This window comes from Sporotomaculum syntrophicum, assembly GCF_009932395.1.
Taxonomy (GTDB): domain Bacteria; phylum Bacillota; class Desulfotomaculia; order Desulfotomaculales; family Desulfallaceae; genus Sporotomaculum; species Sporotomaculum syntrophicum.
In genome coordinates this window covers 145,840-170,254 of sequence record NZ_LSRS01000001.1, presented here as the reverse complement: position 1 = coordinate 170,254, position 24,415 = coordinate 145,840, and the positions used below count along the sequence as shown (strand labels likewise).

Genomic DNA, 24,415 nt, shown 5'->3' with positions numbered 1-24,415 from the left:
TGAGGGGAGGGTCCCCATGCGGGACCGAGGCTTAATAATTAAATCGGTAGCCGACGACAGCATAGCTGATGAACTCAGGCTGCAAGCCGGGGATGTGCTTTTGCAAATCAATGGGCAAGAGGTTAATGACATGCTGGATTATCGCTATTTAATTGCTGACGAATATTTACAGGTTCTGGTGCAAAAGTACAATGAAGAGCAATGGCTGCTTGAGATCGAAAAGGATTACGACGAAACTCTGGGACTAGTATTCCAGGACGACGGTTGGGGACCCACCCGCCAGTGCGGTAACAAATGTATATTTTGCTTTGTCGACCAAATGCCCGGGCAGATGCGCCCATCACTGTATGTTAAAGATGATGATTACAGGCTTTCATTTGCTCAGGGTAATTTTATTACCCTGACCAACATTGGTCCAACAGAACTCGAACGTATCGCACAAATGCGGCTTAGCCCGTTATATATTTCAGTGCATACAACCAACCCGGTCCTGCGGCGGGAAATGATGGGTAATCCCCGGGCCGAGCAAGTTATGGACCAGCTTCGTTTTCTGGCCGATGCCGGTATCCGGATGCACACACAGGTGGTGCTCTGTCCGGGCGTCAATGACGGGTCGGAACTAAACCGCACCATTGGTGATCTCGGTGAACTCTGGCCGGCGGTATGTTCTTTAGCCGTTGTTCCAGTGGGCTTAACTGCTCACCGCCAGAAGCTCTTTAGTTTGAACACATATAACCCACGGGAAGCCCGGGAAGTGGTGCGGGAAGTGCAGCGCTGGCAAAAGGTCTTTATGGCCGAATATGAATACCCGCTCGTTTTTGCCAGTGATGAGTTTTACCTGCTTGCCGGAGCTCGCATACCACCGGCAGAAGAATATTGTGACTTTCCCCAAACTGAAAACGGGGTAGGATTGGTCAGGCTTTTTATGGATGAATGGAAGCAGTTAGCCGGGTTGCTGCCGGAATGTGTAGAGCATCCCATACATTGCTCACTGGTCACCGGAACCCTTGCGGGACCATTGTTGGCACCGGTAGCGGCTAGGCTAAACAAGATATCCGGTCTGCAGGTTGATCTACATATTTTGGAAAATAAGTATTTTGGTAAGACTGTTACCGTGGCTGGTTTACTAACCGGGACTGATCTATTAAATGGCTTGGCAGGATTGGATTTAGGCGAGCGGTTATTCATTCCTGGAGTAATGCTTCGAGCAGGTGAACAGGTGTTTTTAGATGATGTTACACTTAAAGAACTGTCCGATAAACTAAAAGTGCAGGTAATTCCACTGGAACACCCAGTAGAACTGGTGCAGCTATTAGGTTTGTATCCTTAATTAGCTTGCGAGAAGTACACTTTGGGTACAATATTTAATGTAATAAAGTTGTTATATTTTCAATGAGCTAAAACTTTTATTAAAACACTGTGCAACAGCTGGAGAGAGGTGTACTTGTGGCGAAACCAATAGTGGCCATAGTTGGTCGTCCCAACGTCGGCAAATCAACTCTGTTTAACCGCATAGTAGGCGGTCGGGTGGCCATAGTGGAGGGAGTGCCGGGTGTTACCCGGGACCGTCTTTATCAAGACGCTGAGTGGAATAACCGCTGGTTCACTTTAGTTGATACAGGCGGGCTTGACTATCAGGACGAGGGTGAAATTGTATCACATATTCGAAAACAGGCAGAACTGGCTATTGCCGAAGCCGATTTGGTGCTTTTTGTTGTCGATACACGAGCAGGCTTAAACGGTACCGATGAAGATGTCGCCAAAGTTTTACGTCGCTCGGAAAAACCTGTAATTTTAGTAGCCAACAAAGTAGAACATTTTGATAAGGCTCATGATTTATATGATTTTTACCGGCTTGGTCTTGGCGATCCCTTGCCGGTTTCAGCCGCTGAAGGTTTGAATACAGGTGACTTGCTGGATAAAATAGTAGAAGAGCTGCCACCGGTTGAAAATGAAGAAACTGAAAATGATGTAATTAAAATTGCCGTCATTGGCCGTCCCAATGTGGGTAAATCGTCATTGGTTAATGCATTACTGGGCGAGGAAAGGGTTATTGTAAGCAACATACCGGGTACAACTAGAGATGCTATTGATTCATATATCACCCGGGGGGACAAAAAGTATTCTATTATTGATACAGCGGGGATCAGGCGACGCAGTAAGATCGGCCTGTCCACCGAAAGATACAGCGTTATTCGCTCGCTGCGTGCCGTAGATCGCTGCGACATAGTACTCATGCTTATTGACGCAGTGGAGCAATTAACCGACCAGGACAAGAGGATTGCCGGTTATGCCCACGAAAAAGGCCGGGGCGTTATTCTGGTGGTTAATAAATGGGACTTAGTGGAAAAGGATGACCGCACTGCCAGCAGGTATACTGAGAACCTGCGGGAAGGGCTGGGTTTTATGCAATATGCCCCGGTTATGTTTGTCAGTGCTTTGACTCACCAGCGGGTGCACCGGGTGCTGGATGTGGTGGATTATGTTAGCGAGCAGCAAAACATGCGCATTGCCACTACTGATTTAAATCAGCTGCTGAGGGATGCAATATTGCACAATGCCACGCCCCAGGATAAAGGCAGGCACTTGAAAATCTTTTATGCTACTCAGGCATCCGTTAAGCCACCCACTTTTGTTTTATTTGTCAATGATCCGGAATTAATGCATTTTTCTTATCTGCGTTATTTAGAAAACCAGCTGCGTTCGGCCTATGGTTTTGAGGGAACTCCCATTAAGCTGGTCATGCGCAAAAGATAAGGAGTGGAACTATGAATACATTACTGGCCATGGTGATTAGCTACCTGATTGGTTCAATACCATTTGGTGTAATGGTGGCCAGGACTAAAGGCATAAATATTATGGAGCACGGCAGCGGCAACATTGGCACTACCAATGTATGGCGTAACCTTGGCCCGGGCTACGGCCTATTAGTACTGATTCTGGACGCGTCCAAGGGGTTAATTGCTGTACTGGTTGGACGACATTTCGGCGGTATTGAAACCGAGCTGTTAGCCGCTTTCAGCGCCTTGTGCGGGCACAGCTGGTCGGTTTTTTTGCGTTTTAAAGGGGGCAAAATTGTGGCTACCGGTGCGGGGGTAATACTGGCCATCTCACCCCTGGTTACACTGGTAGCACTGGTGGTTCTATTAACTACGCTGGCGATTAGCCGTTATGTATCCTTGAGCTCCATGATGGCCGCCTTATCCTTACCAATTACTATGGCGGTTTTAGGTATGGATAAGTTATATATAATTTTCAGCTGTATTTTAGTTGTTTTCGTTATTTATAAGCATCGAGCCAACATTAAAAAAATTTTTGACGGGTCTGAATACAAGGTGGTAAGGAGCAGGAGGAAGTAGTGTGGCAGTAAATGGCAAACATATTACTGTGCTGGGTGCGGGCAGCTGGGGAACGGCCCTGGCCCGCCACCTGGCCGTAAACGGCTCTACGGTCAGGCTGTGGGGCAGGCGTCTGGAACAAATAGAAGAAATAAATGCCTTTCGGGAAAATAAACGCTACTTGCCCGGTGTAATATTGCCCGGTGCTATGCTGGTCACCACAGATTTAGAACAGGCGCTGGAGGGTGCCTCTGCTGTTGTCTTCAGTGTACCTTCGCATACATTTCGGACAGTCCTGAGACAAGCGCTGCCTTTTATTAAGGCTGAAACACTTATTGTAAACACCGCCAAGGGTATTGAAGAAAATAGCAACCTCAGGTTATCTGAAGTTTTTGCCGCTGAGGCCGGCCCGGCCAGGTTAGAGCATTATGCCGTGCTTTCAGGTCCCAGTCATGCCGAAGAGGTAGCCAGAGAGATGCCTACTGCTATAGTGGCCGCCTCCACCTCTCCACATACTGCCGTACTGGCCCAGGATATATTTATGCAACAAAATTTGCGGGTTTATACTAACCCGGATATTATAGGTGTAGAGCTTGGCGGGGCATTAAAGAACGTGATTGCTCTGGGTACCGGTATTGCAGACGGGTTACTGGGTAGTGATAATGCCAGGGCAGCGCTGATGACGCGAGGACTGGCGGAAATTACCCGGCTGGGTATAGTTATGCAGGCCAATCCGTTAACCTTTGCAGGTCTAACCGGTCTTGGCGATCTAATCGTTACCTGCATCAGCAGACACAGCCGCAACCGCCGCGCCGGCATTGCTATCGGACAGGGTAAAACACTTCAGCAGGCGCTTGACAAGGTAAACATGGTGGTGGAAGGAGTTCGCACTACCCGGGCTGCCCACAATCTGGCAGCTGCCTTGGGCATTGAAATGCCCATCACCGAGCAAATGTACCAGGTTCTTTTCCACAACCTTTCCCCTCAAGCAGCCATGAAAAACCTAATGGCTCGTGGAAAAACAAGAGAAGTGGAAGAAGTTGCCCTGGCTCATATCAAGTGGCAATCCCAACAAGGAATCGAATTATAATTTTAATTAGGACAAAAACGGCGTAGAGCCGTTTTTTTAGTTGAACGCTCGGTAACGTTCAATTACATTAACTTGATTTTCTTTGGTTCGCTATTATCTTTTATTGTGAAGTATAAACACACTTTAAAAACACCTATATATATCCTGAAAACCAGGTGCATATAGTACTAGTAGCAGTCATACAACCTGGAACAATTTTATTAGCATTTTTTAGACTAAACAGTAATAAATTTGCCGGGTAATCATATATATATAATGTTAATGTATGCCATTGGAAAAAACTGCTCGTGGACTAGGCTGGCCGTTGGGCTTTTATATACTGCTTTTCCTGCCGGTAGGGGGGATGCTATTCTGACACCGTTTTGTTAATTATATAAATTTTTGATAAGGAGGGAGTGCGTTCATGGAAAAGTTGGATATTTTCCGCGATATTGCGGAACGCACCGAGGGGGATATATACCTGGGTGTTAGCGGCGGCGTGCGCACAGGCAAATCAACTTTTATTAAACGGTTCATGGATCTAATGGTCTTACCCAATATCGAAAATGAATATGAAAGAGAAAGGGCAAAGGATGAGCTGCCCCAGAGCGGGTCCGGCAAAACGATTATGACCACTGAACCCAAATTTGTGCCCAACGAAGCGGTTGAAATGGAAATAAGCCCTAATCTTAAAGTAAGGGTCCGGCTGGTCGACTGTGTAGGGTACCGGGTTGAGGGAGCTCTGGGTTACGAGGATGAGGAAGGCAACCCGCGTTTGGTGATTACCCCCTGGTTTGACGAACCCGTTACATTTGAAGAAGCCGCGGAAACAGGTACCAGAAAGGTAATCAGTGAGCACTCCACCATTGGCCTGGTGATTACTACTGATGGTACCACAACCGATATTCCAAGAGAGAATTTTATACCCGCTGAAGAAAGAGTGGTTCAGGAATTAAAGGAGATCAACAGGCCTTTTATAGTTGTCTTAAATACGACTACTCCGGAAAGTGAAGACACTATTCAACTGGCCGATGAGCTTTCGGAAAAATACGATGTGCCGGTTCTCCCGGTTAACTGTGCGGAGATGCTTCAGCCGGACATTATGCTGATTATGGAAAAAGCATTGTTTGAATTCCCGGTCAACGAGGTTTCTATTGCTATGCCGCTGTGGGTGGAAGATTTGGAACAAAAACACTGGTTAAGGCAAAAATTTGATACGGCGGTACAGGAAACCGTGCAGCAGGTGCGGCGTCTTCGTGATATTGACGGGGCAGTGGAAAAACTGAGCGATTATGATATGGTGCAAAAGGTCAGTTTAAATAATTTAGATTTGGGTACGGGCACGGCAGCCATAGAAATTAGCTCCAAACCGGAATTGTTTTACCGGGTACTTTCTGAAGAAACCGGGTTCCAGTTAGAAGGGGATCACCAGTTATTCCGCCTGGTTAAAGAATTGGCCAAAGACAAGCGTGAATATGATAAAGTTGCCCCAGCTCTGATGGAGCTCAAGGAAACCGGTTACGGTATGGTAACTCCAGGGATTGACGATATGCAGTTAGATGAACCTGAACTAATCAGGCAAGGCAACCGGTTCGGTATCAAGCTAAGGGCAAGTGCCCCATCCATTCATATGATTCAAGCCAATATTAGTACCGAAATAACTCCCATCATTGGTACCGAAAAACAAGGTGAGGATATGGTCCGGTATATGCTGAATGAATTTGAGGAAAACCCTCAAAAGATTTGGCAATCTGAAATATTCGGTAAATCGGTCAGTGACCTGGTGCGCGAAGGTATTCAAAACAAACTGCAAAGAATGCCTGAAAACGCGCAAACCAAATTACAGGAAACTGTCAGGCGCATTGTTAATGAGGGTAGTGGCGGTCTAATATGCATTATAATTTAACCGGTCTAAAAGACCGGTTTTTTTGTGCTGTTTAGATAAAGTATTGAAAAGCGCGCGCAAAGGGAACCGAATGGGCGCGTTTTTCTTGTTATAGAGCGAAAAATTAAAAGACTTGTGTAAGTGTCGAAACTGGAAGGACAAGTATCTTGTATAATGATATACAGTTGCCAAAAAAGATATAATAATGATATAATGTCTACCATGCGTGGAAATGTATCCATACGACATGGACGGATAATAGGGGCAAGGTAAACAGTTTCCACTTGCCCTTACGGAGGTGTGCAACGTTGGCGGGCCAGGAACCGAGGTTTTTTTTGGTGCAGGAGGATATCCTGCCCGAGGCCTTTTATAAAACAGTTCAAGCCAAGGAATTATTGATGAATGGCGAGGCAGCCACGGTAAATGAAGCGGTCGAAAGGGTACAGTTAAGCCGCAGCGCTTTCTATAAATATAAAGATAAAGTATATCCCTTTGTCCGTTGGAACCGGGACAAAACTATTATTCTGGAAATGTTGCTGGAACATCGTTCCGGTGTTTTATCTGCAGTGTTGAACAGTATAGCCGCAGTGGGGGGAAACATAGTTACGATCAACCAGAACATTCCACAGCAGGGTATTGCTATCGCAACTGTGACCATTGAAACAGCAAATTTGAATTGTGATGTGGAAAATATGCTCAAGCTATTGCGTTATACCCCGGGTGTTAAAGCAGCCAAGCTGTTGGGCGCATAAGTATATCGTTATAGAGCATCTTTGCATGTATATAATATTATTTTAGCAACTTGAAAGGAGCTTTGTTTATGTCAGGTGAAAATAATATACAAATTGGCCTTTTAGGACTAGGTACAGTGGGCCGGGGGGTATATCGTATTATTACCGGGAACGCTGAAAATATCAAACGCAAGGTTGGGGCCGGTTTGGAAGTAAAAAAAATACTGGAGAAGGATACTGCCAAGCTGCGTGATTTGGAAATTGATTTAAGCAAGCAAACCACCAATATTGAGGATATTATCAACGACCCGGAAATAAAAATAGTGGTGGAAGTATTGGGCGGCATAAAGCCCACCCTCGACTATGTCAGCCGGGCTCTAGAGAACGGCCAAAGTGTGGTTACGGCCAATAAGGATATGATTGCAACGCATGGCAAGCAGCTTTTTGCTCTGTCCCAGGCTAATCATGCCGACCTGTTGTTTGAAGCCAGCGTAGGCGGTGGCATTCCGATCATTAGCACGCTAAAACAATGCCTGGCGGCCAACCGGATCACACAAATAATCGGTATCGTCAATGGTACCACGAATTATATGTTAACTAAAATGACTGAGGAAGGTTCGGATTTTACCGAGGTACTGCAGGAAGCCCAGGCCAAGGGGTATGCCGAAGCCGATCCAACCGCAGATATTGAAGGCTATGATGCAGCACGCAAATTGGCAATACTGGCATCCATTGCTTTTAACTCCCGCGTGGTCCTGGATGATGTATATGTGGAGGGTATTACCAAAATAACCGCTTCCGACATTGCCTATGCGGGTGAACTTAATTACATTATTAAACTGCTTGCGATTGCCAAGGAAACAGGTGACGGCATCGAGGTACGGGTGCATCCCACACTGATACCGTACAATCACCCCCTGGCCACGGTTAATGATGTATATAACGCCATATATGTTACCGGTGATGCCGTGGGAGATACTATGTTTTACGGCCGCGGGGCAGGGGAAATGCCAACGGCCAGCGCAGTAGTATCCAACGTTATGGATGCCGCCCGCAATTTACTGCACGAAGTGCCGGGAATTATCTCCTGTACTTGTTATGAAGAAAAACCTGTTAAGGATATGGGGGCTACACAGGTTAAATATTATGTTCGCCTGAATGTTACCGATAAGCCGGGTGTACTGGCCTCTATCGCTTGCGCCTTCGGGGATAAAGAAGTAAGCCTTGCCTCAGTGCTGCAAAAGCAAACCGACGGCAACAATGCGGAAATTGTACTGGTGACTCATAAAGTACGCGAAAAAAATATGCAAGAGGCGTTGGAAATTATCAAGCACTTATCATCAGTCAATGAGGTTGCCAATTTTATTCGTGTAGAGGGTGAGTGAACCGGTGATTAGAGTTCATGTGCCGGCCACCGCTGCAAATTTGGGCCCGGGCTTTGATTGCCTGGGCATGGCGCTAGAACTGTATAATGTTGTGGAATTCAGCAAAATTCCCCGCGGCTTAAGTATCGAGGTTGAGGGAGAGGGCGCCGGGGAATTGGCGTGCAATGAGGGCAACCTGGTTTACCGCGCCGCCAAACGGGTTTTTGACCGGATTGGCTATAAGCCCGACGGGTTGCGCATCCGGTTGGTTAACAGTATACCGGTTGGACGGGGGCTGGGCAGCAGCGCTTCTGCTGTAATTGGTGGTATCATTGCTGCCAACATGTTGTGCGGTGCCCAGCTTAGTAAACGCGAGATTTTAGCTCTGGCTTGTTCCATGGAGGGGCACCCGGACAACATTGCCCCGGCATTGCTGGGCGGCCTGGTTATCTATGCTGCGGTAGATGATGAGATAACCTGGACCAAGATAAATTTACCGGCAGGACTGAAAGCAGTGGTGGCGGTACCTGATTTCACTTTAAGTACTCGAGATGCGAGAGAGGCGCTACCGCACATGGTAACCATGCGGGACGCCGTGTTCAATATTGGACGGACAGCGCTTTTAGTAGCTGCGCTGCAAAAGGGGGACTTGTCGGTATTGGGCACAGCTATGGATGACAAATTGCACCAACCCTTTCGCGTAGGTTTGATACCCGGCTATAAAAAAGTTGTTTCAGCCGCCAGGCTGGCCGGAGCCCGGGGAGTGGCCTTAAGCGGTGCCGGACCGGCCATCATTGCCCTGGCGGATAATAATCAGGAATTAATTGCGAAAGTAATGAAGGCAACCTTTCGGGAATGCGGTGTCAACGCACGTTCTCTAATTTTGGCGCCCAGCCCGGTGGGAGCGAGAGCTTTGGAAGTATTATAAGGGGTGATTAAAATGTTAATTGTACAAAAATATGGTGGCACATCGGTGGCGGACGCCTCACGCATTAAAAATGTAGCCCGGCGGGTGGTGAAAGAATACCGCAAAGGTAACCAAATGGTAGTCGTCGTCTCGGCTATGGGCGATACCACCGATGATTTGATTGCTTTATCCCGGCAAATAACTGATAACCCATCGCCCCGCGAGATGGATGTACTGCTGTCCACCGGCGAGCGAATATCCAGTGCCCTGCTGGCTATGGCCATTAAAAGCCTGGGGGTGGAGGTTATATCTCTAACCGGGCGGCAGGCCGGCATCAAGACAGATATGGTTTATAACAAGGCCCGGATAATTGACGTGGAAAGTGACCGTATGCGCGAAGAGCTGGCTAAGTCTAAAATATTAATCGTGGCCGGTTTTCAGGGCTTGAACCAATACGGTGATATCACTACGCTGGGCCGGGGCGGCTCGGACACTACCGCTGTGGTGCTGGCGGCTGCGCTCCAAGCTGATTTGTGCGAGATATATACCGATGTGGACGGTGTATATACAGCCGATCCCAGGGTTGTACCCGAGGCGCGTAAGCTGGCAACCATTACATACGATGAAATGTTGGAGCTGGCGCACCTGGGTGCTGGGGTGCTGCATCCCCGTTCGGTGGAGTGTGCCAAACATTATGGTATACCGCTGCATGTCCGGAGCAGTTTTAACGATAACCCGGGCACCATTGTAAAGGAGGAAACGGACATGGAAAAAGATATGGTTATTACGGGTGTTACATATAACAAAAATGTGGCTAAACTGTCTGTTTTTGGTGTGCCCGACCAACCGGGCATCGCTTATAAGATTTTTAAAAACCTGGCCGATAAGAACATTAGTGTGGATATGATTGTGCAAAGTGCCATGCGCGACGGCATTAACGATATCTCCTTCACAGTAGCCCAGGATGATTTGCCTGTATCAATAGAATCCATCGAAGAAATCGTTAAAGAAATCGACGCCCAGGGTTACGCCCATAATGCCGATGTAGCTATGGTATCGATTGTGGGAGCCGGGATGAACAGCAACCCCGGTGTAGCTGCCATGATGTTTGGAGTGCTGTCGGAAGAGGGGATCAATATACATATGATCTCCACCTCGGATATCAAGATATCCTGTATTGTGAAAAATAAAGACGCCGAGCAGGCGGTAAAAGCACTGCATAAAAAATTTGGCCTGGATAGGATTGGGCCAAACTAAAAGCCGTCGCACTTACGCTAAAAATCAGAGAAAAGTATACCGGAGGTGTACCATGAAATATATAGTTGTTTTAGGCGACGGGATGGCTGATTATCCGCGTCCCGAACTGGATAATCTCACGCCGCTGCAGTACGCTAAAACCCCCCATATGGATAGTTTAGCTGCGCGAGGGGAAACCGGGATGGTGAAAACCGTTCCGGACGGGTTCCCACCGAGCAGTGATGTGGCTAATCTAGCGGTAATGGGTTATGCACCGGAAAAATATTACACCGGCCGCTCACCGCTGGAAGCCGCGAGTATGGGTGTTGAGCTAGCCAAGGAGGATATGGCCTGGCGCTGTAATCTGGTAACCCTGTCGGACGAGACTGCTTATGCCGCAAAAAAAATGGTTGATTATAGCTCCGGTGAGATAACCAGTGAGGAAGCTCGTGAATTAATCGAGACAGTGCAAGCTGAACTTGGCACAGCGGATAAACAATTTTATCCCGGAATCAGCTATCGTCATCTGATGGTCTGGCACAATGGACCTGAAGACACTGCAGTCACGCCGCCTCATGATATTTCCGGCCGGGTCGTGGGCGATTATCTGCCCAAGGGTGCAGGTGCGGATACACTGCTGGAAATTATGCAGCAAAGCTATGCTCTGCTCAAAGAACACCCGGTGAACCGGTCCCGGGTGGAGAGAGGACTGCCGCCGGCTAATTCGGTATGGCCGTGGGGCCAGGGTAAAAGGCCGCAACTGCCGTTGTTCAAGGATTTATATCACCTGGACGGGGCGGTTATTGCCGCTGTGGATTTAATAATGGGCATTGGCACCTGCGCTGGTATGCAGGTAGTTAAGGTGCCCGGTGCCACGGGTAATATCCATACTAATTTTAGAGGCAAAGCCGAGGCAGCGCTGGCAGCGCTGGGCAGTGGGGCAGATTTTGTTTATCTGCACGTAGAGGCTCCGGATGAGGCAGGGCATCAGGGAAATACCGAGCTAAAGGTGCGGGCTATCGAGGAAATAGATGGCCAGGTGCTGGGAGTACTGCTGGAGGGTTTAGCGGATTTCTCCGACTACCGGATAATGCTGCTGCCTGATCACCCGACCCCGCTAAGCATTCGTACCCATACCGCCGAGCCGGTACCTTACGTAATAGCGAGCAACAGCATTTCAAATACCACAGGAAAAACCTTTAGCGAATCATCTGCGGCTGAAACCGGAATTATGTTGCCCGATGGCCCCTCGTTAATGCTCAGGTTCCTAAGCTAAATAAAAAAGTGCCGGGTGTAGGAAGTTTACACCAGGCATTTTTAGTATTGTCAATTAAATGAAAATCGTCTATAATATATTTAGATAATTTTCAAAATATCTAACTACTGGTCGGTGATATGATGCTTGATGTTTTTTTTAAAGCGCTGTCCGATCCCACTAGGCGTGAAATACTCAAAATACTGCGCCAGGGTGACTTGACAGCGGGGGAGATTGCCGAACACTTTAATATTTCCAAACCAAGCTTGTCTCATCACCTAAATGTATTAAAACAGGCGGATTTGGTGTTGGATGAAAGAAAAGGCCAGTATATAAGCTATTCCTTGAATACCTCGGTATTTCAAGACTTATTAGCCTGGTTTGTGGATATGTTTAATCAAGAAGACAGGGGTGATAGGGTTGAGAAAAAAAAATGAAGATGCCTTAAAATTCACCATAGGTTCACAGCTAAGGTCTGATTGGCCCTCCATTCTGCTGGTTATAGCATCTTTTTTCGCAGGTGCGCTGGTTTACCCGCATTTGCCGGAACAGGTACCATCACACTGGAACATTCATGGCGAGGTGGATGATTATTCTTCACGCCTCTGGGGTGCTTTTGGTATACCATTGTTAAGTGCAGGTATTTATCTGCTAATGCTGTTTATGCCTCTAATAGACCCCCGTCGTGACAATTACGTTAAATTTAGAAAAACTTACCAGGTACTTAAGCTGATGCTTATTTGTTTCCTTACCGGTCTTTATGTGATTACAATATTGGCCGCACTGGGTTATAATGTTCCGGTAGGCCGTTTGGTGCCCTTTGGCGTATCGCTTATGATTGTAGTGATTGGCAATTGGATGAGCAAAATACGCTATAATTATTTTGTCGGTATTAAATTGCCCTGGACCCTGGCCAATGAGTATGTTTGGCAAAAGACTCACCGCATGGCGGGGCCGTTATGGGTGGCGGCAGGCCTGGTCGGTATGGCAGGCGCGATCATCGGGGGGCAGGCAGCGGCGGTATTATTATTTGGTGGCCTGATCGTAGCTGTGGTAGTACCGACAGTTTATTCATATCTGCTATATAGAAGAATAAGTGATAAGTAAGATGTTGAGGGGGAGTTAATGTGGATAGCTTCAGCAAAAAACGGCCTTCCTTTGATGAGTTCAAAGTTTGGTTTATGGATGAAGTGCAACGGTATACAAAAACAAATTATGATAATACGTACCTGCCCTGGACCAGTATTGGCAGCGATGAAACCCGTGAGGATATAGTTGAATCATTTATGCAAGTATTGGAAAAACGGTTTGGCTTTCGCCCTGTGATTGAAGAGCGTCTTAGTACCATGAACGGAGCTATAGAAAGTGTGGTAATTAGAATTTATCATGTTTTTTCGACTATGTTCCTGGTGGATCATATCAATGAAAAAATGTACGGACAGCGTAGCAAAAAATAAACTAACCTGTAAAGACAGAATTTACCTCTTGTCCAAGTTACTGTATGTCTATATAATTAACCAGACAACTTGGTCAAGGAGGTAAAGTTATAGGATATGGTTAAAAAATTAATACTACCTAAAAGGAAACTCATTTGCCTTTTACTGCTGCCTGTTTTACTACTGCTGTTCCCGGCAATAAGTATAGCGCAGGTGCATACAGTAAGTAAAGGCGATAGTATTTATCGTATCTGCTTGATGTATGATGTTAACCAGTATGCTCTGCGCTATAATAACAATTTATGGACAAATAATATAAACCCGGGTCAGCAGTTGAATATTCCGGTTAGGTATACGATTAAGCAAGGTGATAGCCTTTATTTAATCGGAAAAAAATTCGGCACCGATGTTAATAGAATAAAGGCTATTAATCAATTAAAAAGCGACATAATCAATCCGGGGCAAGTATTATATTTACCATCTAAATCTAACAAAAATACATATTCTAATACATATTCGGAGCCTAATATCCAAAACGTAAGCCGGGGCGGAGCTCGCTTAAGTATGGCCGATTTCGACTTGTTAGCGCGCATTATTACTGCGGAGGCCGATTCTGAATCCTATGCTACCCAGGTTGCCGTGGGAGCCACTGTCCTAAACCGGGTGGACAGCCCGCTGTTTCCTAACTCGATTCCCGGCGTTGTTTACCAGGTTAGTGAAAACGGCAGATACCAGTTTGAGCCGGTGCTCAATGGATATATAAATAAACCGGCCAGTGAGTCTGGTAAAAAAGCTGCTCTGGATGCGCTAAATGGGGTAGATCCCACCAATGGAGCTCTCTACTTTTTTGAATCCTGGGTACCTAATAAATTTTTGCAGTCACGTCCGGTAAGCAAAGTGATGGATGCGTTTACTTTTTCCTTTTAATAAAATTAAGCTGCTAAAATAATTTAGAATAACCGTCATTAATGGCGGTTTTTCTTTAAGGTAATATGGGCTGAATTATATATTGGAATAAAAAAAAGGCTCCGATTAACAGGAGCCTTTTTTTTATGGTGGGGCTAGCTGGTTTCGAACCAGCGACCTCTTGAATGTGAGTCAAGCGCTCTCCCGCTGAGCTATAACCCCGTCTACTGACGGAAGTAAGTATACCACAACTTATAGGTTTATGCAACATGAGACGCGCAGATAATACAGGAAAAACAACATACAAGTATGCTCGAATAGTAAGATGTATATGTAGCCGGCTCTAATATCAGCGATGGTTTGAATTCGGTTCCTGCCGTCTACTTGGAAAATTTCGGCCTAAGTTTTCTATCCACCTAATGGGGTTGGGTTTAGAACCCAGTAAGTATTTATGTGAGTTATTCTCATCCAGTCGCAAGATATTGTTTTTTAATAATATCTTAAATGTTAAATATACCGGTACTCGGGGTGATTTTTTATAATCACTTCGCTCTACAATTTCATTTGTTAGTAAATCAACAACATTACTTGTTTTAACATAACCATTTTGATGGATTAATTTAATAGCCGTTAAAGATATTTCCTTAAAAAGTTCCAGTGGTATAATGTTTGAATACGGAGTTCCGCTCTCATTTCTTTCCGTTGCTATCCTAACAGCACCTTGATTAATTTCACATGTTGTACGCATGGTGATTTCTTTTTTTCCATCTTCCCGCCGTTTAATGCTTGGTGCTTTCTCAACTTTGTTACTAATTACTTCCTGCCATAAACTTTTTAATTCAATTATTTGCTCTTTAAATTTTTCAACCCTGTCAGCTCTGGATAGAATTAACCAAATTTCGTTTCTCTTTTTATTTGCCGCTAATTCCTTAATATGATGATGTAAAGCATCATCATATTGATTAACTGAATCATATAAATGCTCAATAGCATTAATTACGTTATTAAAAGCTGAGTCCAGGTCTATGCTATCTTTCATTGCACAACCTCCTCATAAGGTTCATTTAAAGTTTCATTAAATATTTATAACTATAATAATATTATCATTAAATTGCAATAAACTTTTAGAATAAATAATTAGTTTTATAATTTTTCTATTGCTCTTTAGAAATTATAAAATAATTAATTTATCTATTTTTTTACTAACGGAGTATTTTGTGGAAATTTGTCGACAACTTATAACATGCTATAAACGCTGAGTGGACGGTATAAACAAACAACAAAACTGAAATAATTGACGTATAAAAACCACCGGCAAAGTTGGTGGTTTTATAAACAAAAAGGATAGAGCTATTCGACTCTATCGTGGTCATTACCGGTGATTAGTTATGAAAATAAATTCAAACGGTTCAAAAAGTTACAAGCAAATCAAGGGCCGGGATGTAGTATTTGTATTTGGTGCCGGAGCGTCCTATGCAGATGGTGCTCCGCTGCAGAAAGATATACTGCCACTCATCATGTCCGGTGAGCTTTTGGACATTCGGAACTCAAAAACCGGTCAATCTGTTACAGAATTTATCGCAGATAACTTTGCCTGGGATAATCAGGTTCCAATATATCCCACACTGGAAACTGTATTCGGCTTTTTAGATTACTTCATCAGCCAGGACGAGCATTTAAGTGCCCAATATCCCAATGCCCGGATTCGTGCCATTAAAGAAGGTCTGATTAAGCTAATTCATTATGTGATCAGCGTAAAATCAAATGAACAAAGCAGGACATACTGTGCCTTTTGGGAAGCTATATACCGGTATAACCCCAATATTGCTATTCTGACCTTAAACTATGATACTCTGCTGGAAGATGCCTTTAGCATGGTGCATGGCGGCAGGAGTAACATCGATTATGCTTTGCATTTAATGAATTATGATTTTGCCGGAACAAAACAACCTGAGTACTATCGGAATAACCAGGCCTCTATGAAAATAATGAAGGGTCACGGCAGTTTAAACTGGAAATATTGCCATTGCTGCAAGCAAGTTCTGCTTACTCCCCGGGATACCAAGATAGACTTGTTTGACAAGGATAATGGTAATGACAAAGGTGGTTCAGCAAAACATTATTGCCCGGTTGATGCCTCCGAATTTGAAACACTGATTATTCCACCGTCACATATTAAAAAAATTTCTCACCCGGTGATTTCACAAATACTCAGCGAAGCTATGCGGGAAATTAGATCATGTAAGAAAGTGGTATTTGTAGGTTATTCATTTCCTGATGCCGATGTTCATTTTAAAGCTTTGTTTAAAAAAAGCTTAATCCATGGTCAAGAAGTAATAGTTATAAATAATAGTAAATCCAAAACATTAAAATATAATTACCTGGCATTAACTGATAATGTGCAATTTATCAAACTATCATTTGCTGAATTTCTTGGCCATGAATCTTTGGTAAAAGAAATATTAACGGTTAACGACGGCAGCTTCAGCGACAGAATAAATTACAGGCCCTTTTATGATAAGGTTATTGATATGTTGAGGCATAACTAACAAGCATTATTGCTTGGTATAGTCATTGCCGGTGGTAATAAATTCCCCGGATAAAACCGGTGCTATATCATACCGGTTAAGCTGTGCACACCAGCGCAGGTCATCCTCCAATCCCCGGCGCAGCAATCTTTGGCCATGACGTCCAGCCATCAACCCGGACAGAGGATCATGATAATAAAAACGGGCCAATTCATATGCCGCTATGGGCAGGTCATCTACAGCCATGCCGGCAGCTAGCCGACTACTATCTTCTCCGTTGAGGTGCTTCATTATTTCCATAAAAACAAACCCTGCACCAAGGGTATCTTCAAGTGAAAAGCGCCCCCCTGTACCCGCACATACCAAACTGACATCCAGCCCTTCCCGAAGGACAGCCTGGGCTACAGCACGGGCATTAAGCAGAGAGCCTGTGAACACCTTATAGGCAGATTCAGCCCAGCGAATAGCTTTTGTGCCATTGGTTGTCGTAAGGATTAATACATTGCATTTTTGTGCATCGTTGCTAATGCCCACATTCGGGCCGCCGATAAACTCAAGCGGTGAATTACCGTGGGGAAAACCTGCAATTTTATCTCCTCCCCGCTCACCGGCCGGCACAAAACCATGCTTATGAGCCATGACCAGGGCAGTACCGGCATCTGCAACCGGGTAGACTCTCCGGTAACCTGAAGCCAGCGCTGTTACGATGGTGCTGGTGGCACGCAATACATCAAATACAATCGTTGTGGTTTCATGCAAAACATCCGGATTGGCAGCAGTGGCCACGGGTATTAAACTAACCTGCAAAACGCTTCATCCTTTCTTCAGATCATACCCCTATTGTATTATATGCACCCGTAAGATTAGGGCCTTTCACTCTCCATAGTTCTCATATACCCGTGCCTTTAAAGCATCTGTAATTTATCTTATTCATCTTAGCGCCTGTGTTATTGATCTGTGTTATGCTTATGGTGAAAGTATGTAATTTGCATATGCAGGCATTATATAAATTGAGCCTGTGGTAGGGGGTGTGTTTTTGCGGTTGCATCTGCAAAAGCGGTACAAGCATTTCCGGCGCTACCGGGAAATAGCCAATGTGCTGGTTAAGCACGGCTTTGGTTATTTGCTGAACAGTCTGGGGATGGCGGAATTTTTTCCGACGGGACAGCTGCCAAAGGATGCTAATAACCTTCCCGAAGAAACTAAAGCAGTACGTCTTCGCATGGTATTGGAGGAGTTGGGCCCAACCTTTATCAAACTTGGCCAGCTGTTTTCCACCCGGTCGGATTTGTTTGCCCCGGTATATATCAAAGAGTTGGAAAAATTACAAGATCAAGTACCCCCGGCAAAATTTACGGAAATAAGAGAACTTCTTGAGCTGGAACTTGGCCGGAAGCTATCTCAAATATTTAGTTATTTTAATCCGACGGTACTGGCCTCCGCGTCCATAGGTCAGGTGCACGAGGCGCAGTTGATTGACGGCTGCCGGGTGGCTGTAAAGGTTCAGCGGCCCGGTATCCGGGCTAAGATGGAAGTTGACTTGGAAATTCTGTATGATCTGGCCGGACTCGCTGAAAGACATACTTCCTGGGGAGAGATTTATAAATTTACCGAGATGGTGGAAGAGTTTGAACATATTCTTCAGGAGGAACTTGATTTTATTCTGGAAGCCAGGCATGCTGAAACGCTGGCCTTAAATTTTCCTGACGAGAAGTATGTTATCATCCCTAATGTGTACTGGGATTACACAACCAAAAAAGTAATTACTCTTGAGTTTTTAGACGGCGTAAAAATTACGGACCAAGACAACCTGGCTGCAATGGGCCATGATCCTGCGATAACAGCCCGCCGTTTGGTGGAAGCCATGCTGAAGCAAATACTTATGGACGGGTTCTTTCATGCCGACCCGCATCCCGGTAATTTATTGGCAATGCCGGGCGGGAAACTTGCTTTTCTGGATTTTGGCATGATGGGTTACCTGGAAAACGAGTTGCGGGGGAAAATTATCAATCTTGTATTTGGTTTGCTCCACAAGGATTCCGAGAAAATATTAAAGGCTATTATGAGTCTGGGTGTAGTTCCGGCTCATGTTAAAATGCACCAATTAAGAAGGGATATCGAACACCTGCGAGAAAAATATTACCAGGTTCCCCTGGGACAGGTAAGTGCAGCCGAGTCGCTGGGGGACATAATGGACCTGGCCTACCGACACCGGATTAAGGTGCCCGTTGAGTTTAGTATGGTAATGAAAGCCTTAATCATTACCGAGGGTATAGCCACTCAACTGGACCCCGGGATCAGCATTGTGCAAGTAGTTGAGCCGCTGGGACAAAGACTGTTGCGGAACAGGTTCAGCCAGGAGAGTATAAGAACGTTTTTCCGGGATAATATTAACGAATACCATATGCTTTTTACCCGCCTGCCCGGGCAGTTAGGACAAATTATTGAACTGCTCACCAGAGGGGAAATTAAAGTAAAGGCGGAGAACCCTGATTTTGGACGGGCGCTTCTAAAATTAAACACTATGGTAAACCGCCTTGTGTACAGTATTATCGTGGGGTCGATAGTGATTAGTTCATCGTGGTTGATAAAAGACAGGATTACTTTTTGGGGAATTCCGCTGGCGGAGATAGGTTTTGTATTTGCCGGGATATTGGGCTTCTGGTTACTGCTGATGATCATCAGATCTAAATTCTATTGAAGGAAGGTACTGATATGAGCAGGGTAAATTGTTTCATCGAAGATTGCCGTTTTAATAATCAAATGAAATGTAATGCATCCAAAGTATTTGTTAAACTGCGAAGCAATTATCCTAACCGTCAGGCTGACCGTTCATTGTGCGGACACTATCGTCCAATACCCTAACACTAACCGCTTTTTTCTGCAGTTGAAATGATTTTAGAAGGGGACAGGTACGGGTATTCTGTCCCCTTCTTTGGCCTTGGAATTAAGTTGTCTTGTAAATTAAAACTTGTTGATTACCAAACCGGTGATCAGCTTGGGGTAAAAGAAGGTTGATTTTTGCGGCATTTTTTCCCCATTGGTGGCTACTTCGGTAACTTCTGCAATAAGTGTGGGATTCATTAAAAAGGACATCTGGCATTGTCCCTGATCCACCGCTTGAATTGCTTCTTGGGCGTCCCGGGTGTATTTGATTACATCACCGGCGGCCACAGTCTGCATATCTATACCCAGCTGGTTTTCCAGGATTAGTTTTTGCAAAATCGATACATCCAGCCGGCGCCAGGCAGTTGACTTTTCAGCGGGCATTTTACGATTTATAATCTCTTCATCATGCAGGGTTAATGTATAATATGTGTTTTCCCCCGTATACAGTCCGAAGACCTGGCGGTGAGCGGTGCCGCCATTGCCCTGAAATTCTGCTAAACGATTCATTAATTCAGTAATTTGACCTACGTCTGTGGCAGTAATCTTTTCTACTGCGAAGTCCTCCTGTAAATTCGCCAGCAGTTGTTGCTTGTCCACATTGCTTTCCACAACCATCCGGTGGGTGGGTAAGATAACCAGACCGGGGTCATATAGATTAACCAGAGTCATCATAATTGAACCGGCAGCAATATTGTCGGGATTTTGCAGGGCATAATTTAACGCAGTTTCGTACCGGTGGTGACCATCAGCAATAAAAATGCGCTGCTCCTGCATTAATTGCTGCACTTGCTCGACCAGTGCTTGATCGGTGATGACCCAGAGCCTGTGTCCAAGTCCATGCTCATCAGTAAAATCAAAGCTGCCGGGAGTATTTTGTACTGCATTGAGCAGCAAACGGTCAATCTGGCGTTCCGGGTCGGTGTATAACCCGAATATTGGGCTAAAGTTGGCCCCGCAGGCTTTCATTAGAGCCAGCCGGTCGGCTTTATGCTTGGGCATGGTTTCTTCGTGTGGCAAAACCACGCCATTTTCGTACGGTTCCAGTTTGACCCGGCATATTATCCCGGTGCGCACCATTGTCCTACCATCCACATCAAATTGCTGCTGGTAAAGGTAAATAGCCGGCTGGTCCTCCGGTTTTAGGATACCTTCGCTCTGCCACTTCCGGAAAAAATCTGCTGCCCGGGTGTAGCGGTTATCCATATCATTATCGGAGGGTGTAATTTTACCGTATTCCAGGCGAATAACGTTGTAGGGGTTAATCTGATAATATCCTTCCTGGGCGTCGGCGTCGATTACGTCGTAGGGTGGTGTTACCAGTTCCTTGATGTTACCGGCTTTTTTTTCATCATAACGAAGGCCTTGAAATGGAGTGATGGTGGCCATTTTTTTCCCTCCTATATGTTTTTTCTTGTCCATCTGTTAGAATCCCTGGTTTTGTATTTGTCCATCATTTTAACAAATGCTTCGTTAAGGTTAATGCCCAGTGAGTTGGCGTAACAGATAACAATAAATAATATATCCGCCAGTTCCATTTCCAAATCGCCTTCCGGTTCTTCCGGTTTTTTGGGCTTGGAACCAAAACGGTGATTAACTTCCCTGGCCAGTTCTCCGACTTCTTCGGTAAGACGGGCCAGCATGGCCAGCGGCGGCCAGTAACCTTCTTCAAACTGACCGATCCAGCTATCTACTGCTCTTTGCATTTCCTCAATATCCAACCTGCCAAGCACTCCCTAATGGAATTAAAAACATTCATATTTTACCACAGTTGTTATTTAAAAAACAGGATTGCTGTGCTAAAAGGAATATTTGCGTGGTTAATTTCGTATAGTTTACAGTTAGTATTGTTTGCATAAAGGGGTGAATAAATTGACTAAACCGGTTTGGCTGGTAATGGATAAAAAGATTTGGCTGGGGTTATTGTTGGCAGTATGCCTGCTGTTCGGAATTTATAAAATTAGCGGAGCTTATTATGCCAAATTTATTGTGCCTCCGGAGGAGCTTTTAGCTTCGGCTATGGAAAAAACTCTTAACACTGCTTCATTTCGCTTTAGTATGCAGGTAAAAATGGGTGGTAATGTTATCTCGGATGTTAAGGGTGAGCGGGTGGCACCGGATAGCATCCATATCAAAGGAACCATGCAGGATATGCCGGTGGAATTTATCCATACCGGTGAGCAAACCTTTCTGAGGAGTTACTGGTCTGATAATTGGACCAGCTTGGAGGGCAACAAAATGGCCGAGTCCGATCTTTTTGTTACTGAGTTTAACCCGCTGGGCAATTTAAATTTCAAAGCAGTCCCCTTCATTAAAGAAATGGATGCCGAAGAAATTGATGGCGATAAATTCAGGGTGCTGGAATTTAAGCCTATAGTACAAAATGAATTAATGGAATTAAGTTATGATGATTTTGTCTACCAGGTTTGGGTTCTCCCGAACGAGCAGGTGATTAAAAAAGCGCATATTGAGGCTACCGGTAAAAATGGCAAAAAGGATAAACTGGAGATCACTTTGCAAATGTGGGATTTCGGCAAGCAAATAACAATTGTTCCTCCAAAAATGTAACATCGGGTTCGGTAGATTGACAATCTTTTTAAAGCCTTGTTATAATAGTCCAGGTTTAATATTAGGAGGAATTAATATTGCACCCGGATGTAGAAAAACTTCTGTTTTCGAGAGCGGATATTGATAACAAGGTACATGAACTGGGGAGTATAATTTCCAGGGATTATGCCGGCCAAGATCTTTTAATGGTTGGAATTTTAAAAGGTGCCGCGGTGTTTATGGCCGATTTAATCAGGGCTATAAGTATCGACGTGAGCATAGATTTTATGGCCTTATCCAGTTACGGGGCCTCAAGCAAATCAACCGGTGTAGTGCGTATATTAAAGGATCTGGATAAGAGCATTCAAAACCGGCATGTGCTCATTGTTGAGGATATTGTTGATACAGGGCTGACCCTGACCTACCTGCTGAAAATCCTAAAGGCTCGCAACCCGGCCGGCGTGCGTATTTGCACCATGCTGGACAAGCCCTCCCGGCGGAAAGCAGACGTACCTGTGGATTATAATGGCTTTACTATACCTGATCATTTTGTGGTGGGCTATGGTCTTGACTATAATGAAAAGTATCGGAATTTGCCTGAAATATATGTACTAAAAGAGGAAATTTATCGAAGTAAGTAGTATTTAATATAGTCTATATTAAATTAGTACCACAGGAATTGATTTGTGGGGAGGAAATATAAAAATGTCTATACCCGAACGGGAGATGGTCATAGTCCTCGATTTTGGCGGGCAATACAGCCAACTAATTGCCCGTCGCATTCGCGAGGGCCATGTTTTTTGTGAGATGCTGCCTTTTAACACCCCGCTGGCTGAATTGGAGGCCAAAAAACCGCGGGGCATTATATTTTCCGGAGGCCCGTCAAGTGTGTACCAATCAGGTGCCCCGGTTGTCGACAAAGCAATATACGATTTAAATATTCCTATTCTGGGCATTTGTTACGGTATGCAGTTGATGGCGCTGCAACTGGGCGGCCAGGTTAACCGGGCCAGCCAGAAGGAGTACGGCAAAACAGAGCTTGAGGTGGTGCCCGGCAGCGGTCTGCTTGGCAGTATGAGCGAGCGGGATCATTGTTGGATGAGTCACGGTGATCTGGTTGAGGCACCCCCACCCGGTTTTAGTATCCTGGCTCGCACCGTTCATGCCCCGGTGGCCGCGATGGCAAATGAAGAACGCGGTCTTTATGCGGTGCAGTTTCACCCGGAAGTGGTGCACACCCCCAAGGGACTGGATATACTGCACTATTTTCTATATGATATCTGCGGCTGTACCGGCAGCTGGACAATGGAATCCTTTATTGAGCATACCGTGGCGGAAATCAAGCAACAGGTGGGCAACCGGCAGGTGATTTGCGCCTTAAGCGGCGGGGTGGACTCCTCGGTATCCGCTGTACTGGTGCACCAGGCCATTGGAGAGCAGCTGACCTGTATATTTGTGAACCACGGGCTGTTGCGTAAAGGGGAGGCTGAGGCAGTACAGCATTTCTTCCGTGACAGCTTCAATATTAACTTAATTTATGTGGATGCATCGGAGCGGTTTTTAACCAAACTGCAGGGTGTAACCGATCCGGAACGCAAGCGTAAGATAATCGGTGAGGAGTTTATCCGGGTATTTGAGGAAGAAGCAGCCAAACTTGGCGAAATCGATTTCCTGGTGCAGGGAACCTTGTACCCCGACGTGGTGGAAAGCGGAACAGCCACAGCGGCTGTGATTAAATCCCACCATAATGTGGGTGGACTGCCCGAGGATATGCGCATGTCTCTAATTGAACCGCTGCGCTGGCTGTTTAAGGACGAAGTGCGCTTGGTGGGTGAAGAACTGGGCATGCCCGCCGAGATAGTGTGGCGCCAGCCCTTCCCCGGGCCGGGTCTGGCCGTGCGCATACTGGGTGAGGTTACCCCGGATAAAATAGCGCTGCTCCAGGAAGCCGACGCCATTGTCACCGGTGAAATCGCCCGAGCCGGACTGAACCGGGAAATCTGGCAGTACTTTGCCGTGCTGCCCAATTTATACAGCGTCGGTGTAATGGGCGACGAGCGTACTTATGCCCATACAGTGGCCATAAGGGCCGTTTACTCCCATGACGGGATGACTGCCGACTGGGCCAGGATACCTTATGATGTGCTGGAGCGTATCTCTTGTCGCATTGTCAATGAGGTGAGCGGGATTAACCGGGTTGTTTATGATATTACCTCAAAGCCTCCGGCCACTATTGAGTGGGAATAGAAGTTGAAATACCTCTGAATCCAGTAAATAAATGGTTTTATTTCCAAGCAAATATTAAATATCAGAACATAATAACAAAA

At 45.5% G+C, this 24,415-nt stretch carries 24 protein-coding genes and 1 tRNA gene; 20 read left to right on the top strand and 5 right to left on the bottom strand.

Annotated features, from left to right (window positions below; all coding sequences use genetic code 11):
* The first annotated feature begins 16 nt into the window (after positions 1-16).
* From SPSYN_RS00905 to SPSYN_RS00840, 14 genes are all read left to right on the top strand, one after another.
* Positions 17-1,330 (top strand): DUF512 domain-containing protein, encoded by a 1,314-nt coding sequence (locus tag SPSYN_RS00905; RefSeq protein WP_161820624.1) that lies wholly within the window; start codon positions 17-19, stop codon positions 1,328-1,330.
* A 116-nt stretch (positions 1,331-1,446) separates the two neighbouring features.
* The gene (gene der / locus SPSYN_RS00900) at positions 1,447-2,757 is read left to right on the top strand and encodes a ribosome biogenesis GTPase Der (protein WP_161820623.1); all 1,311 of its coding nucleotides are present in this window, start codon (positions 1,447-1,449) and stop codon (positions 2,755-2,757) included.
* Between the two features lie 11 nt (positions 2,758-2,768).
* Positions 2,769-3,359 carry a glycerol-3-phosphate 1-O-acyltransferase PlsY gene (plsY, locus tag SPSYN_RS00895; protein WP_161820622.1) on the top strand — a complete coding sequence of 197 codons (591 nt, stop codon included), beginning with the start codon at positions 2,769-2,771 and terminating at the stop codon, positions 3,357-3,359.
* A 1-nt stretch (position 3,360) separates the two neighbouring features.
* A complete protein-coding gene (locus tag SPSYN_RS00890; protein WP_161820621.1) occupies positions 3,361-4,428 on the top strand; it encodes an NAD(P)H-dependent glycerol-3-phosphate dehydrogenase in 1,068 nt (355 codons plus the stop codon).
* A 403-nt stretch (positions 4,429-4,831) separates the two neighbouring features.
* Positions 4,832-6,313, top strand: coding sequence for a stage IV sporulation protein A (gene spoIVA / locus SPSYN_RS00885; RefSeq protein ID WP_161820620.1), 1,482 nt, complete (start codon positions 4,832-4,834; stop codon positions 6,311-6,313).
* A 287-nt stretch (positions 6,314-6,600) separates the two neighbouring features.
* The gene (locus SPSYN_RS00880) at positions 6,601-7,044 is read left to right on the top strand and encodes an ACT domain-containing protein (protein WP_161820619.1); all 444 of its coding nucleotides are present in this window, start codon (positions 6,601-6,603) and stop codon (positions 7,042-7,044) included.
* A 68-nt stretch (positions 7,045-7,112) separates the two neighbouring features.
* Complete coding sequence (locus SPSYN_RS00875) at positions 7,113-8,408, top strand: homoserine dehydrogenase (protein WP_161820618.1); 1,296 nt, start codon at positions 7,113-7,115, stop codon at positions 8,406-8,408.
* Positions 8,409-8,412: 4 nt separating this feature from the next.
* Positions 8,413-9,315, top strand: a complete 903-nt coding sequence (thrB, locus tag SPSYN_RS00870; RefSeq protein ID WP_161820617.1) for a homoserine kinase — start codon at positions 8,413-8,415, stop codon at positions 9,313-9,315.
* Positions 9,316-9,327: 12 nt separating this feature from the next.
* Positions 9,328-10,551: an aspartate kinase gene (locus SPSYN_RS00865; RefSeq protein WP_161820616.1), complete on the top strand. Its 1,224-nt coding sequence runs from the start codon at positions 9,328-9,330 to the stop codon at positions 10,549-10,551.
* Between the two features lie 52 nt (positions 10,552-10,603).
* Positions 10,604-11,806 carry a cofactor-independent phosphoglycerate mutase gene (locus SPSYN_RS00860; protein WP_161820615.1) on the top strand — a complete coding sequence of 401 codons (1,203 nt, stop codon included), beginning with the start codon at positions 10,604-10,606 and terminating at the stop codon, positions 11,804-11,806.
* Positions 11,807-11,928: 122 nt separating this feature from the next.
* Positions 11,929-12,222 carry an autorepressor SdpR family transcription factor gene (locus SPSYN_RS00855; protein WP_161820919.1) on the top strand — a complete coding sequence of 98 codons (294 nt, stop codon included), beginning with the start codon at positions 11,929-11,931 and terminating at the stop codon, positions 12,220-12,222.
* Positions 12,206-12,892 carry an SdpI family protein gene (locus tag SPSYN_RS00850; protein WP_243152863.1) on the top strand — a complete coding sequence of 229 codons (687 nt, stop codon included), beginning with the start codon at positions 12,206-12,208 and terminating at the stop codon, positions 12,890-12,892. The genes SPSYN_RS00855 and SPSYN_RS00850 overlap by 17 nt, the downstream gene beginning before the upstream one ends.
* A gap of 20 nt (positions 12,893-12,912) precedes the next feature.
* Complete coding sequence (locus SPSYN_RS00845; protein WP_161820614.1) at positions 12,913-13,242, top strand: hypothetical protein; 330 nt, start codon at positions 12,913-12,915, stop codon at positions 13,240-13,242.
* Positions 13,243-13,338: 96 nt separating this feature from the next.
* Positions 13,339-14,148: a LysM peptidoglycan-binding domain-containing protein gene (locus tag SPSYN_RS00840; protein WP_161820613.1), complete on the top strand. Its 810-nt coding sequence runs from the start codon at positions 13,339-13,341 to the stop codon at positions 14,146-14,148.
* A gap of 126 nt (positions 14,149-14,274) precedes the next feature.
* Here the strand turns inward: SPSYN_RS00840 and SPSYN_RS00835 are convergent.
* Together SPSYN_RS00835 and SPSYN_RS00830 are read right to left on the bottom strand one after the other, a co-directional pair.
* Positions 14,275-14,349: transfer RNA gene (locus SPSYN_RS00835), tRNA-Val, on the bottom strand.
* A gap of 127 nt (positions 14,350-14,476) precedes the next feature.
* Positions 14,477-15,166 carry a hypothetical protein gene (locus tag SPSYN_RS00830; RefSeq protein WP_161820612.1) on the bottom strand — a complete coding sequence of 230 codons (690 nt, stop codon included), beginning with the start codon at positions 15,164-15,166 and terminating at the stop codon, positions 14,477-14,479.
* A 349-nt stretch (positions 15,167-15,515) separates the two neighbouring features.
* On the opposite strand from SPSYN_RS00830, the gene SPSYN_RS00825 reads away from it, so the two are divergent.
* A complete protein-coding gene (locus SPSYN_RS00825) occupies positions 15,516-16,676 on the top strand; it encodes an SIR2 family protein (RefSeq protein WP_161820611.1) in 1,161 nt (386 codons plus the stop codon).
* A 6-nt stretch (positions 16,677-16,682) separates the two neighbouring features.
* Here the strand turns inward: SPSYN_RS00825 and SPSYN_RS00820 are convergent, their stop codons facing one another.
* Positions 16,683-17,462, bottom strand: coding sequence for a 2-phosphosulfolactate phosphatase (locus tag SPSYN_RS00820; protein ID WP_161820610.1), 780 nt, complete (start codon positions 17,460-17,462; stop codon positions 16,683-16,685).
* Positions 17,463-17,691: 229 nt separating this feature from the next.
* Between SPSYN_RS00820 and SPSYN_RS00815 the strand changes: the two genes are divergently transcribed.
* The gene (locus tag SPSYN_RS00815; protein ID WP_161820609.1) at positions 17,692-19,356 is read left to right on the top strand and encodes an ABC1 kinase family protein; all 1,665 of its coding nucleotides are present in this window, start codon (positions 17,692-17,694) and stop codon (positions 19,354-19,356) included.
* 14 nt (positions 19,357-19,370) lie between these two features.
* Positions 19,371-19,520, top strand: coding sequence for a DUF1540 domain-containing protein (locus SPSYN_RS16390; RefSeq protein ID WP_161820608.1), 150 nt, complete (start codon positions 19,371-19,373; stop codon positions 19,518-19,520).
* Positions 19,521-19,619: 99 nt separating this feature from the next.
* Here the strand turns inward: SPSYN_RS16390 and SPSYN_RS00805 are convergent, their stop codons facing one another.
* Together SPSYN_RS00805 and SPSYN_RS00800 are read right to left on the bottom strand one after the other, a co-directional pair.
* Complete coding sequence (locus tag SPSYN_RS00805; RefSeq protein ID WP_161820607.1) at positions 19,620-20,930, bottom strand: DUF1015 domain-containing protein; 1,311 nt, start codon at positions 20,928-20,930, stop codon at positions 19,620-19,622.
* A gap of 11 nt (positions 20,931-20,941) precedes the next feature.
* The gene (locus SPSYN_RS00800; RefSeq protein ID WP_161820606.1) at positions 20,942-21,262 is read right to left on the bottom strand and encodes a nucleotide pyrophosphohydrolase; all 321 of its coding nucleotides are present in this window, start codon (positions 21,260-21,262) and stop codon (positions 20,942-20,944) included.
* A 151-nt stretch (positions 21,263-21,413) separates the two neighbouring features.
* On the opposite strand from SPSYN_RS00800, the gene SPSYN_RS00795 reads away from it, so the two are divergent.
* The 3 genes from SPSYN_RS00795 to guaA all read left to right on the top strand — a co-directional run bounded on the left by SPSYN_RS00795 (position 21,414) and on the right by guaA (position 24,335).
* A complete protein-coding gene (locus SPSYN_RS00795) occupies positions 21,414-22,109 on the top strand; it encodes a hypothetical protein (protein ID WP_161820605.1) in 696 nt (231 codons plus the stop codon).
* A gap of 77 nt (positions 22,110-22,186) precedes the next feature.
* Complete coding sequence (gene hpt / locus SPSYN_RS00790) at positions 22,187-22,729, top strand: hypoxanthine phosphoribosyltransferase (protein ID WP_161820604.1); 543 nt, start codon at positions 22,187-22,189, stop codon at positions 22,727-22,729.
* A gap of 64 nt (positions 22,730-22,793) precedes the next feature.
* Entirely contained in the window at positions 22,794-24,335 is a 1,542-nt protein-coding gene (guaA, locus tag SPSYN_RS00785; protein WP_161820603.1) for a glutamine-hydrolyzing GMP synthase, read from the top strand.
* The last annotated feature ends 80 nt before the right edge of the window (positions 24,336-24,415 follow it).